Here is a 12,198-nt window from a genome sequence, read left to right as displayed (position 1 = left end):
GTAGATGACGATGACCGATCCGGCGGCCGCCGGGGACACCGCGGCGGACGTCTCCGTCACCGGCGAGCTGGAGGCGCTGGAGGCGCTGCTGCCGGAGGTGCTGGCCGCCTACGACCTCGGCGCGCGCCCGGAGGTGTCGCTGCTGAACCTGTCGGAGAACGCCACCTACCGGGTCGACGACCCGGCGAGCGGGCGGCGGTTCGCGCTTCGGCTGCACCGCCCCGGCTACCACGGGCCGGCCGAGATCCACGGCGAGCTGGCCTGGGTCGCGGCGCTGCGTGCCGACGGCGTCGTGCGGACCCCGCCGGTGATCCCGAACCGGGCCGGCGAGGTGCTCACCACGGTGCGCCCGCCGGGCGTCGGTGACCGGCAGGCGGTGCTGTTCGCCTGGGTCGACGGCCGGCCGCCGGAGCCGGACGACACCGCCGAACTGGTCGCTTCCTTCGCCACCCTGGGCGACATCGCAGGCCGGATGCAGCTGCATGCCCGCGGCTGGGGCCGGCCGCCGGGCTTCGCCCGGTTCGAGTGGAGCCTGCCGACGACCATCGGCCCGGACGGCCGCTGGGGCGACTGGCGCAGCGGCCTGGCCTGGGCGCTCGCCGGCGGTGGCGACGCCCGGCCGTCCCGGGCCGGCGCGCCCGCGGCCGAGCGTGAGCTGATGACCCGAGCCGCCGTGACCGTCGAGGGACTGGTCGACCAGTTCGGCGCCGGCCCGGACAGGTACGGCCTGATCCATGCCGACATGCGGCTGGCGAACCTCATGGTCACCGCCGACGACGCGATCACCGTCATCGACTTCGACGACTGCGGATTCAGCTGGTACCTGTTTGACCTCGCCGCGGCGCTGTCGTTCATCGAGCACCATCCGGCGATGCCCGACCTGGTCGCCGCGTGGCTCGCGGCCTACCGCCGCCACGTCCCGCTGACGGCCGACGACGTGGCCATGGTGTCGACGTTCGTCCTGCTGCGCCGGCTGCAGCTGACCGCGTGGCTGGGCACCCACCCGCACGCCGACGCCGTCGACGACGTCACGGCGTTCGCCCACGCGAGCCTCGACCTCGCCGACCGCTACCTCACCGGAACTCTGCTGCCCAAGGGGATCGCCTAGATGTTCACGCCCGTCGAGGGACGCACGGTCGTCGTCACCGGTGGCACCCGGGGAATCGGGAAGGGCATCGCCCGGGTGTTCGCCGGGGCCGGCGCGAACGTCGTCATCACCGGCCGGGACGCCACCGTCGCCGAGGCGGCGGCGGCCGAGCTCGCCAAGACGGCCAGCGGCACGGTCTCGTTCGTCGCCGCGGACGTGGCGTCGGCCGCCGACACCGCGCGGCTGGCCGCCGAGGTGCTGGAGCGCCACGGCAGCGTCGACGTCGTCTGCGCCAATGCCGGCATCTTCCCGAGCGCCCCGCTGGCGACGATGACCGAGGGCGACATCGACGAGATGCTCGGCACGAACGTCAAGGGAGCGATCCTCACCGTCCAGGCGTTCCTGCCGGCGCTGAAGGCGTCCGGMCACGGCCGGGTGCTCCTCACGTCGTCGATCACCGGCCCGCACACCGGGTATCCCGGCTGGTCGCACTACGGCGCGTCGAAGGCAGCCATGCTCGGCTTCATGCGGACGGCCGCGATCGAGCTCGCCCCGCACAAGATCACCGTCAACGCGATCCTCCCCGGCAACATCGTCACGGAGGGCCTGGCCGACCTCGGCGAGGACTACCTGCGCTCGATGGAGGCAGCCATCCCGATGCGGCGCCTCGGCGAGGTCGACGAGATCGGCCACGCGGCCCTGTTCCTCGCCACCGACGAGGCCGCGTACATCACCGGTCAGTCCCTCGTGGTCGACGGCGGCCAGATCCTTCCCGAGTCGCCCGCCGCCCTGGAAGAGATCTGAGCCCATCCTCGGGCGACGCGGCCCCTGTCGGCCAGACTGGAGCGGTGGCACTCCAGCTCGACCAGTCCGGTTCGCTCGGTCCGACCGCGGCCGACGTACGGCGCCGGCTGCGCCAGCTGGTCGTCGACGGGACCCGCGGCCCCGGGGAGCGCATCGGTGGCGAACGCGACCTCGCCGCCGCGCTCGGCGTCAGCCGCGCGACCCTGCGCCAGGCGCTGACGGCGCTGGAGCGGGAGGGCGTCATCCTGCGGGTCCGCGGCCGGGGCGGCGGCACCTTCGTCGCGCCCCGCAAGGTCGAACGGGACCTGTCCCGCATCGTCGGCGTCCCCGAGCTGTTGCGTACCCAGGGCTTCACCGCCGGCTCGCAGGTGGTGAGCGCGGCCCTGGAGCCCGCCGACGAGGCCGTCGCGGCGGCGCTGGCGCTCACCCCCGGCGACCCGGTCGCGCGGATCGTGCGGATCCGCCTCGCCGACGGCGGGCCGATCTCCCTGGAGAACGCCTGCTTCCCCGCCCGCCGCTTCCCGGGGTTGTTCAACCGGCCGCTGTCCGGCTCCCTCTACGAGCTGTTCGCCGACGAGTACGGCGTCCGCCCGGGCGAGGCGGTCGAACAGATCGAGGTGGTCGTCGCGGGCGACGAGGAGGCCGCGTTGCTGCGCACCACCGTCGGGGCCGCGCTGCTCGCCCTGCAACGCACGACCTACGACCCGGCGGGCGAGCCGTTCGAGCACTCGCACGACCTCTTCCGCGCCGACCGCATCCGCATTGTCGTAAGGTCCGCCGGCGCCACGGTCGCCACCACCCGCTGACCGGTGACGACGCGACTGCCCCGCCCGCCGGATGATCCTCCGTTATTGCTGTGGCGACACGGCGGCCAGGGTTTCGCTGTCGAGTGTGGCTTCGAGATCGGACTCCTGGTGCGGGACGGAATTGGAGCGGATTCGGGTCAGCCGCACCGACGAGATGCGCCATTTGCCGTCCGGGCAGCGAACGTAGCGCTCGTGATAGTGTCCGTAGCCCTGCGACGCGAAACCGCGTCCCGGGTCGTCGACCCAGTCGAACATGGCCCAGATTCCGGTCGCGTTGTTCTCGTCGAGGAACTCGATGTCGGGCATGTGTCCGTGGTGGACCGTGACCTTGCGTGGGTCCGAGGCCGCCAGGTAGGCCACGAGCGTGTCGGCGCCTTTAATCGTCGGCTCGGTGGCCTGCGGCGTCGTCGTGTGCTCGATATAGAGCTCGAGGTCGTCGGTGAAGACATCGCGAAACTCGTCCCAAATCCGTAGGTCCATGAATCGGAAGTACCGCGCCTTCAGCCGCTGGATCTCGTAGAGGTCCGAGAGTTGCTGTGGGTCCACGTGGGCTCCAAGGTGTTCGGGTCGGTGGTGGCTGTCAGAGCGTGGCCATGACCGTGTGCATCGCTTCGAGTTGCTCCAGATAGTGGTCGAGCGAGTGGTGGACGAACCGGAGCGAGATCGTGGTGGCGCCGGCGTCGAGCAGCGCGTGCACGGCGCCGCTCGCCTCGTCCGGCTTTCCCAGGGGGTCGATCGGGCGCGGCGGGCCGAGGATCACGTCGAGGGGTCGCTCGCGTCGCCGCCAGTCATCCGTCTTGGCCGCTGTGGCCAGCCACTCCGCCGCTGTCCGGGGTGAGACGGCGAAGGGATACCAGCCGTCGCCCAGCGCCACGGCGCGGCGCAGCGAGCGCGGCGTGCGTCCGCCGATCCACATCGGGATGTCGGTCTGCACGCCGAAAGGATCGACAATCATCTCGTCGAACTGATAGCAGGGACCGGCATAGGACGGGTGACGCCGGCCGAAGGAGGCCCGCAGCGCTCGGATCGCGTCGTCGGCGCGGGCGCCGCGGCCTTCGAACGGCAGACCCAACAGGCGGAACTCGGGTTCCAGATAGCCGACGCCGAGACCGAGGTTGAGCCGCCMACCGCAGATGCGATCGAGGGTCCCGTACCGCTTCGCGATGTCAAGCGGGTGATGGTAGCCGAGCACCAGCACCGAGGTCGTGAACCGAATGCGCGTGGTGTGGGCGGCCAGGTAGCCGAACGTGGCGAGCGGGTCCCAGTAGCGGGGCCCGGGCATACTCGCCCCCTCCGCGGGAATGGCGACGTGCTCGCTGCAGGTGAGGTAGTCGTAGCCGAGGCTGTCCGCCGCCTCGGCGATCCTGCGCACGTCATCGATCCCGCCGTCCCGCTCCCAGTCGGCATGCGCTCCCGGCACAAGAGACAGAACGGGGGTGAGAAGACCGAACTTCGTCATGGAGACGAAACCTAACGCGGCCCAGCCTTGAAGTAAATGAGTGCGCACTTACCTGCCGGCGTGCGCGCGGACCCGATCGCATCCAGCCAGACCCATCGATCTTGGCCGCGAGGTTTCCCGCGATCGAGCCTTCCCGTCGCCGGACTGACCCCGTCGGGGGCCCCGTCCGGCGTCCGCGAGGTCTCCGCGCCGGACGATCTGCCGTCAAGATCGCCGGGCTTCGCCGGATGCAACCGTGCGCGTGGGGCTACGCCGCGGGGCTGGYGGACTCGGGCGTCGCCGCGGCTGGGGCCTGGGCCAAGCGGGCGTCGGGCGCGGCGCCCGTCGGCGGGACCTGCTGGGGGACGGCGGCGAAGTCCTTGCCGCGGATGAGGACGAGGGCGAGCGCGCCGCCGACGAGCCCGAGGATGCCGGCGGTGACGAACAGGTCGTTCAGCGCGCCGGCGAAGCTGGCGTGGATCGCCTCGGTGAGGGTGCCCCGGACCGCGGCCGGCGCGGCGCCGATCGCCTGGCCCGCGGCACCGCCGTGCACCGCGTCGGCGATCTGGCTCTCGCGCCCGGCCAGCTCCGGGGTGCCGGCGAGGCGGTCGCCCAGGCCGTGCGCGAGCCGGGCCGTGAAGATCGAGCCGTAGGCGGCGGTGCCGACCGCGATGCCGACCTGGCGGAACGTGGTGTTGACGCCCGAGGCCATGCCGGAGCGGAACGGGTGCACGACGCCGACCGCGGTGGAGGCCAGCGGCGGGTTCACCAGCCCGGACCCGGCGCCGGCGACGACGAAGCCGGGGATCAGGTGGGTCCAGCTGGAGTCGGCGGTGAGGCCCGCCATCAGCAGCAGCCCGACGCCGACGAGGGCGAGGCCGGGGCCGATGAGCCAGCGGACCGGCACGAACGTCGAGAGCCGGCCGGCGATGGTGGAGACGACCATCGCGGTGGCGGACAGGATCAGTAGGCGCACGCCGGCCTGCAGCGCGGAGTAGCCCAGGTCGTTCTGCAGGTAGACCGTCAGGTAGAGCAGCATCGCGTACAGCGATCCGTTCATCGCGAACGCGGCGACGGAGCCGCCGAGGAACGTCGGGATCCGCAGCAGCGACAGGTCGAACATCGGGTGCGCCACCCGTGTCTCTGCGACGACGAACGCGACGAGGAGCAGCGCCGCCAGGACGAAGCAGAMGATCACCCCGCCGTCGCCCCAGCCGTCCTCGCTGGCCCGGATCAGCCCGTAGACGAGCGCGACCAGCCCGGATGTGAGCGTCGCGAACCCGGCCCAGTCCGGCCGGTGGGACTGCGGGGCGCGTGACTCGGCCACCTTCCGCAGGGTGATCGCGATGGCGGCCACCCCGATCGGCAGGTTCACCCAGAAGATGCCGCGCCAGCTGACCCCGCTGGTGATCAKGCCGCCGAGGATGGGGCCGAGCGCCGTCGAGACGCCGGCGACCGCGCCCCACGCGCCGAACGCGACGCCGCGCTCCCGGCCGTGGAAGTTCATGGCGAGCAGCGCGAGCGAGGTGGCGAACATGATCGCCCCGCCGACGCCCTGCAGCGCGCGGGAGATGATGAGCATCATCGGCGTCTGCGCGGCCGCGCACAACGCGGAGCCGGCGGTGAAGATCCCCAGCCCGATGAGGAACAGCCGCCGGCGGCCGTACCGGTCGGCCAGCGAGCCGGACGTCAGCAGCAGCGCCGCGAGGGTGAGGGCGTAGGCGTCGACCACCCACTGCACGTCGCTGAAGCTGGTGTGCAGCTCCCGCTGGATGTCGGGCAGCGCCACCACGACGATCGTGATGTCGAGCAGCAGCATGAACGTCGCCGCCAGCACCGCGACCAGCGTCCACCATCTACGTTCCATCGACCCTCACCCATCTCCGACCGGGCGCGCCTCGCAACCTGGGCGACCTCGACGGCGGGACGTCCCGCGCCGCCGGTGCCCCACTCTGCCGAAGGTCGTCGAACGGAGGCCCCGCTGCTGGGGCGCGGTGTAGATTTCCATCCGTGATGGCGACGGCACTGCGGGAATCCGACACCTCGCGGGCCCGGAACGTGGTGACCGATCCGGACGACCTGCGGATCATCCGCGCCCTGCAGCTGGCGCCGCGGGCCCACTTCGCGCGGATCGCCGCGGTGCTCGGCCTGCCCGAACGCACGGTCGCCCGGCGCTATGGGACGCTGCGCCGGGACGGCGTCCTGCGGATCTTCGGCGTCGTCAACCCGGCCACGGCCGGCGAGCATCCGTGGAACATCCGGGTGCACTGCCGGCCCGACGGCGCCGAGGCGCTGGCCGCGGCCCTCGCGCGGCGCGACGACATCGTGTGGGTGGTCCTGGCGTCGGCGGGATCCGAGGTGGCGTTCTGCATGCGGTCCCTGTCGGCCGAGCCGCGCGACACCCTGCTGACCCGCCGGCTGCCGCGAGCGACCCACGTCCTGAACGTCGAGGCCTCCGTCGTGCTGCACACCTTCGTCGGCCAGCACTCCGACGACTGGGGCGGGCTCGCCGGTCACCTGAGCGCCGACGAGACCGCCGCGCTGCGCGCCGCCGCGACCCCGCTGGCGACCGTCGAGACGGGCGGGACCCGGCCGCTGGACCCGGTCGACGACGCGATCGCCGATGTGCTGGCCCGCGACGGCCGCGCCAGCTACGCCGAGCTGGCCGCCGCGGCGGGGATCAGCGAGGGCCGCGTGACCCGCCGGCTCGCCGCGCTCCTGCAGAGCGGCATGGTGATCATCGACATGGACCTGGCCATGCCTGCCCTGGGCCACGGCGTGAAGGCCCACCTGTACATGCGGGTCAGCCCGGCGCGGCTGCACAAGACGGGGCAGGCGCTCGCCGAGCTGCCGGAGGTCGCGTTCGCCGCAGCCCTGTCCGGCCCGCACAACCTCGTGGCCGCGGTCGTCTGCCGTGACCTGGCCGACCTTTACGCCTTCACCACCCACCGCGTCGGCCCGCTCGACGGCGTGCAGACCCTGGAGACCTCGCCGGTGTTCCGCACGGTCAAGCAGGCCGGGGCCTGGAACGACGACGGCCGCCTCCTCGATCCCCCGGCGGCCACCGGCCGATCCCGTTCCGCCGGCGCCTAGACATCCCTCGTCGCACCACCCGGGCCGCGCGGTGCGAGACCCGGGCGGGAGGGCGACTTCCTGACGTCGCGGGCGGACGGTTCGCGCTCGGTCAGCGGATCACCCGCGCTGGCCGTGAACGTTTTCAGCCACCACGCAGGCGTCCAGGGCGCACTCTTCTAACCCATGACGAGGGCCCTGGAGCCGATGCCGGCCGCGGTCGCCGAACAGGGGCGCTCGACGCGCGACACGCGCCTATCCGAGACCTGGTAGACGGCGTCCATCCGGTCGAGGCCGGCGGACCGATGGGTGATGACCACGACCGTGCGGTCGGCGGGCAGGGTGAACAGAAGGTCGACGATCTGCCGTTCGGTGGCGGCGTCCAGATGGGCCGTCGGCTCGTCGATCACCAGGATCCGGGCGTCGGTGAGCAGGACGCGGGCGAGCAGGAGACGCTGGCGCTGGCCGCCGGAGATACAGGCCCCATCGGGGCCGACACGGGTGTCCAGTCCACGGGGCAGGGCCGCCAGCCAGTCGGCGAGTCCGACCCGGCCAAGCATGGCCATCAGCTCCGCGTCGCTCGCCTCCGGCCGCGCGAGCCGGAGGTTCTCCCGGATCGTGGCATCGAAGACATGCGCGTCCTGGGTGAGCGCGACGACGGCGCCGCGCAGGCGCTCCTCGGGCACGTCTCGCAGGTCGACCCACCGGCCGACGCCGCCGAGCTCGACGTGGCCCGCCGCGGGCTCGGCCAGGCCGGTGAGCAGAGACGCGACCGTGCTCTTGCCGGCGCCGCTGGCGCCGGTGAGCGCGATCCGCGCACCCGCCGGGACCTCCAGGTCCACGCCGTCCAGCACGCACGCCGCCGGCGTTCCCGGGTAGCCGGCGCGCACCCCGATCAGCCGCACGGCGAGCGGCCCGTGAGGAACCCCGGAGACCGGCCCTCCACCCGCGCCCGTGTCCATGGACGCGCCCCTGTCAACCTCCACGGGCAGAACGTCGGCCAGGCGGGTGGCGGCGTCGCGGGCGTCGCCGGCCGCGGCCAGGGCGTCGCCGAGGCCGGCGACCGGCTCGAAGACGGCTGGGGTGAGCAGCACCAGCACGGCGAACAGCTCCCAGCCCAGCGCGCGGTGGTGGACGGCGGCGGCGCCGACGGCCGCGATCGCGGCGGTGCACAGGCCGGCGACCAGCGCCTGAGCCGGGCCCGCCCACGCGGCCGAGCGGCGGCGGGCCGTGATCAGCCGGACCAGGTCGGCGTCGCGCCGGCGCAGAGCCTCGAGACGCGCCGCCGCGACGCCGAAGGCCACGGCCTCGTCGAGCCGCTCCGCGAGCGCCACCACGGCAGCGTCGCGGCAGGCTCGCTCCCGGCTGGCCGCGTGCCGTCCCGCGCGTGCCGCCGCCGTACCCGCGGCCGCGGCGGCGGCCGTGAGGAGCAGGCCGGCGGCGACCAGCGGACCGGCCGACGGCGTCATGACCGTGAACGCGGTCGTCGCCGCGACCGCGGTGAGTGCGGCGACCGCGAGGGGCGTGAACGCGCGGGGGAGGGCCTCGGCTAGTCCGTCGACGTCCGCGGTGAAGCCGCGCAGCAGATCGCCGCGGCGTCGGCCGGCGAGCGCCGCGGGGGAGAGGCCCGCGAGGCGGCGGAACGCCTCGGCGCGCAGCCCCGCCAGGCCTCGCAACGCCGCGTCGTGGGTGAGCAGCCGCTCGGCGTAGCGCAGCACCGGCCGCCCGAGGCCGAACGCCCGGACGGCGACCGCCGCGACCATCAGCGTCAGCACCGGCGGATGCGCCGACGCCCGGCTGATCAGCCAGGCCGCCGTCCCGGTCAGCCCGAACCCGGCCAGCACGGCCCCGGTCCCGGCCGCGACGCCGAGGCCCAGCCGGGCCCACCCCCGCGGGGAGAGACTCCCGGCCAGCGCGACACGCAGCACGTGCCTGTCTGGGACGAAGCGTGGCGGGCTGGCGAGTCCATAGGCACGTTCATCTGCCACAGTTCGCGCGGCGACGGCGAAGCGTGGCAGATGGTTGGGCCCATGGACTCGCCGATCCGCCACAGAGCCGCGCTGGTGGGGGCGGGGGGAGGACGCAGTGGCGGGACCTGGCGGCGTGTGGCGGCCGACGAGGCGGGACTCGTCGGCGACGACCCGGCCCGCGTCCAGAGTGATCACCCGGTCGGCGGCCTGGACGAGGGCGGACGAGTGGGCGACGACGAGCACCGTCGCGTGGCCGCGTAGAGCTGCGACCGCCGCGGCGACGTGCGCCTCGGTCAGGGAGTCGACGCTCTCGCTCGGCTCGTCGAGCAGTATCAGCGGCGCCCGCCTGGCCAACGTCCGAGCGAGCGCCACCCGCCGCAGCTCGCCGGCCGACAGCGCGCGGCCGTCCTCGCCCAGTGGCTTGTCCGCGTCCGGCGCGCCCGCCGCGGCGACCGCCGCCGTCACCGCGGCGTCCATCCCGGCCGCGGCCGGCGCCGGGCGGCCCGCCCACCGTGGCAGGCCCAGCGCGACCTCGTCGGCCACCGTGGCCGTGCGGCCGTCCGCGAGCAGATCAGGCGCACCCGCGGCGAGCGCGTGCGGACGCTGGGGGAGCCAGGCGACCCGGTCGCGCCACGCGGCCGGCGCCAGGGTCGCGACGTCGACGCCGTCGACGAGCACCTGTCCGGCGGACGGCCGCACGCCGCCGCGCAGGATGTCGACCAGGCTGCTCTTGCCCGCCCCGCTCGGCCCGACGAGCGCGGTGATCTCCCCGGGCCGCAGCGTCAGCGTGACCCCTTGCAGGGTCGGCTCGGGCAGACCCGGCCTGCGCAGCTCGACGTCGGCCAGCCGCACCTCCACCGGGCTGGCCGCGTCCTCTCCTGAGGGCTGGCCGGCGCCGAGGGCGGGCTCGGGCACCGGCGGCGCGGCGTCGACCAGGTCCAGCGCCGCGCACGCCGCGGTCAGACCGGTCATGGTGGCGTGGAACTGGGCGCCGACCTGGCGCAGCGGCGCGTGCACCTCGGGGGCGAGCACGAGGACGAGCAACGCCGCCGAGAAGCAAACGGAGCCGTCGACCAGCCGCAGCCCCACCGAGACGGCGACCAGCGCCACCGACAGCGTCGCCAGCAGCTCCATGACCAGCGACGACGCGAACGCCAGCCGCAGGGAGGCCATCGTCTGGACTCGGTAGGCCTCGCTGACCCGGCGGATCGTCTCGACCTGCGCGCGGGCCCGGCCAAACACCCGCAGCGTGGCCAGACCGCTGACGACGTCGAGGAAGTGGTGTGACAGCCGGGTGAGCACAGCCAGCCGCTGCTCGGTGCGCGCCCGGGTCGCGAGCCCCACCAGCACCATGAAGACCGGGACCAACGGCAGCGTCACGCCGAGTATCACCGCGCTCGTCAGGTCCGTGTGGGCGAGCACCGCCAGGACGACCGGTGGGATCACGATCACGGTGACCAGCGCTGGCAGGAAGCGGGTCAGGTAGGTCTCCAGGCCGTCCAGGCCGGCGCCGGTGACGAGCGCGATCCGCCCGGCGCTCGGCGCGGCCGCCCCGGACTCGGCGCTCGCGACCGCGGCCCCCAGCGCCCGCGCCCGCAGGTCGGCGATCACGCGTGGCGCCGTCCGCTCGCCGTCGCGGGCGACGAGCCAGCCGACACCGGCCCGCGCGGCGACCACGCAGACGAACGCGCCGAGCGTCCCGGCCAGCTCGCCGGGCCCGACGCGGCCCGAACAGCCACGCACGACGACGTCGACGAGGAGCGTGGCCTGGACGACCAGCAGACCGGCCGAGGCCGTGGTGAGCAGGGCGAGCCGGCCGAGGTACCCGCGCAGGCGCGGCACGGCGCGCGCCAGGCGCGGGTCGACCGGCTTCATGACGACGTGGTCGTGGTCGTGGGCTCCTGGTCGGGCGCGGCGGGCTGGGATTCCCGCGCGTGGCCGGTCGGGCCGTCCGCGCCGAACAGACGGCGGCGGAACACCCAGTACGACCAGGCCTGGTAGGCCAGCACCACCGGAGTGGCGACCAGCGCGACCACCGTCATCAGCTTCAGCGTGTACGGCGAGGACGCGGCCTCGTGGATCGTCAGCCCTGGCCCGCCGCCGAGCTTCGGCAGCACCTCCGGCGCGATCGCCACGAACCAGGTGGCGACCAGGCCCGCGAGCGTCGCGGCCGTGGCGGCGAACGCCCACCCGTCCCGCCCGGCCCGGTGGGCCCCGACCGCGGACAGCAGGGCGGCGAAGGCCGCCGCGGCGACGACGTCGACCGCGACATCGCCGCGCAGCGCGACCGTCCAGGTGAGGTAGGCGAACAGCGCGGCGGCGGTCGGCGCGAACAGGGCGCTCGCGGCGGCGCGGGCCCGTTCGCGCACGTCACCCGCCGTCTTCAGCGTCACGAACACGGCGCCGTGCAGCAGGCACAGCAGCAGCACCGTGACGCCGCCGAGCAGGCCGTACGGGTTGAGCAGGTCCAGCAGGTTCGACGTCACCTCGTGGTCGGGCGTCATCTTCACCCCGCGCACGATGTTGGCGAACGCGACCCCAAACAGCAGCGGTGGCAGCAGCCCGCCGAGCACGATGCCGCGGTCGCACCAGGCCCGGCCGGCGTCCGTCGCCGCCTTGCCGCGGTACTCCAGCGCCACCCCGCGCACGATCAGCGCCGCGAGCACCAGGAACAGCGCCAGGTAGAACCCGCTGAACACGCTCGCGTACCACTCGGGGAACGCGGCGAACATCGCGCCGCCCGCGGTGAGCAGCCAGACCTCGTTGCCGTCCCAGACGGGCCCGATGGTGCCGAGCACGGCGCGGCGGTCTCGTTCCGCCGGCGCGGTCGCGGCCGGGGAGTGCCCCCGGTCCGAGTCCGCGTCCGCCGCGCGCGCCGGATCAGGTGCGGGCCGGTTGCGGCCGAGAAACGGCAGCAGCGCGGCAACTCCGAAGTCGAAGCCCTCGAGGACGAAGAAGCCCGTCCACAGCACCGCGACGAGCGCGAACCAGAAGTCGGGAAGCACCGGACGTCTCCTTTGT

The 12,198-nt window shown here is 74.0% G+C and carries 9 protein-coding genes; 4 read left to right on the top strand and 5 right to left on the bottom strand.

The window, feature by feature from the left end; genetic code table 11:
* Window positions 1–10: 10 nt before the first annotated feature.
* The 3 genes from BCD49_RS29400 to BCD49_RS29390 are packed head-to-tail and all read left to right on the top strand — an operon-like array spanning window position 11 to window position 2,697.
* Entirely contained in the window at window positions 11–1,108 is a 1,098-nt protein-coding gene (locus tag BCD49_RS29400) for a phosphotransferase (RefSeq protein WP_007515476.1), read from the top strand.
* On the top strand, window positions 1,109–1,891 hold the full coding sequence (fabG, locus tag BCD49_RS29395) for a 3-oxoacyl-ACP reductase FabG (RefSeq protein WP_007515475.1): 783 nt from the start codon (window positions 1,109–1,111) through the stop codon (window positions 1,889–1,891).
* Between the two features lie 44 nt (window positions 1,892–1,935).
* Window positions 1,936–2,697 (top strand): GntR family transcriptional regulator, encoded by a 762-nt coding sequence (locus BCD49_RS29390; protein WP_007515474.1) that lies wholly within the window; start codon window positions 1,936–1,938, stop codon window positions 2,695–2,697.
* A 42-nt stretch (window positions 2,698–2,739) separates the two neighbouring features.
* Here the strand turns inward: BCD49_RS29390 and BCD49_RS29385 are convergent, their stop codons facing one another.
* The 3 genes from BCD49_RS29385 to BCD49_RS29375 all read right to left on the bottom strand — a co-directional run bounded on the left by BCD49_RS29385 (window position 2,740) and on the right by BCD49_RS29375 (window position 6,002).
* A complete protein-coding gene (locus BCD49_RS29385; RefSeq protein ID WP_007515473.1) occupies window positions 2,740–3,243 on the bottom strand; it encodes a nuclear transport factor 2 family protein in 504 nt (167 codons plus the stop codon).
* Between the two features lie 34 nt (window positions 3,244–3,277).
* Window positions 3,278–4,156 (bottom strand): TIGR03619 family F420-dependent LLM class oxidoreductase, encoded by an 879-nt coding sequence (locus BCD49_RS29380; protein WP_071042133.1) that lies wholly within the window; start codon window positions 4,154–4,156, stop codon window positions 3,278–3,280.
* 247 nt (window positions 4,157–4,403) lie between these two features.
* Window positions 4,404–6,002, bottom strand: coding sequence for an MFS transporter (locus tag BCD49_RS29375; RefSeq protein WP_083401765.1), 1,599 nt, complete (start codon window positions 6,000–6,002; stop codon window positions 4,404–4,406).
* Window positions 6,003–6,148: 146 nt separating this feature from the next.
* Between BCD49_RS29375 and BCD49_RS29370 the strand changes: the two genes are divergently transcribed.
* Window positions 6,149–7,228, top strand: a complete 1,080-nt coding sequence (locus tag BCD49_RS29370) for an Lrp/AsnC family transcriptional regulator (protein WP_007515470.1) — start codon at window positions 6,149–6,151, stop codon at window positions 7,226–7,228.
* 158 nt (window positions 7,229–7,386) lie between these two features.
* Here BCD49_RS29370 and cydD read toward each other — a convergent pair whose 3' ends face one another.
* Together cydD and cydB are read right to left on the bottom strand one after the other, a co-directional pair.
* Complete coding sequence (gene cydD, locus BCD49_RS29365; protein ID WP_007515469.1) at window positions 7,387–11,052, bottom strand: thiol reductant ABC exporter subunit CydD; 3,666 nt, start codon at window positions 11,050–11,052, stop codon at window positions 7,387–7,389.
* A complete protein-coding gene (gene cydB / locus BCD49_RS29360; protein ID WP_007515468.1) occupies window positions 11,049–12,182 on the bottom strand; it encodes a cytochrome d ubiquinol oxidase subunit II in 1,134 nt (377 codons plus the stop codon). Before cydB ends, cydD begins: the two co-directional genes overlap by 4 nt.
* Window positions 12,183–12,198 lie beyond the last annotated feature (16 nt).

It is taken from the genome of Pseudofrankia sp. EUN1h, from assembly GCF_001854645.1.
In the GTDB taxonomy this organism is placed as follows: domain Bacteria; phylum Actinomycetota; class Actinomycetes; order Frankiales; family Frankiaceae; genus Pseudofrankia; species Pseudofrankia saprophytica.
The sequence above is the reverse complement of the archived record's forward strand: the minus strand, read 5'-3'. Positions and strand labels throughout refer to the sequence as shown.

Coding starts and splice junctions, on each gene's coding strand:
- cydD (WP_007515469.1), bottom strand. CDS start 11,052: ATGAAGCCGGTCGACCCGCGCCTGGCGCGCGCCGTGCCGCGCCTGCGC.
- BCD49_RS29370 (WP_007515470.1), top strand. CDS start 6,149: ATGGCGACGGCACTGCGGGAATCCGACACCTCGCGGGCCCGGAACGTG.
- BCD49_RS29400 (WP_007515476.1), top strand. CDS start 11: ATGACCGATCCGGCGGCCGCCGGGGACACCGCGGCGGACGTCTCCGTC.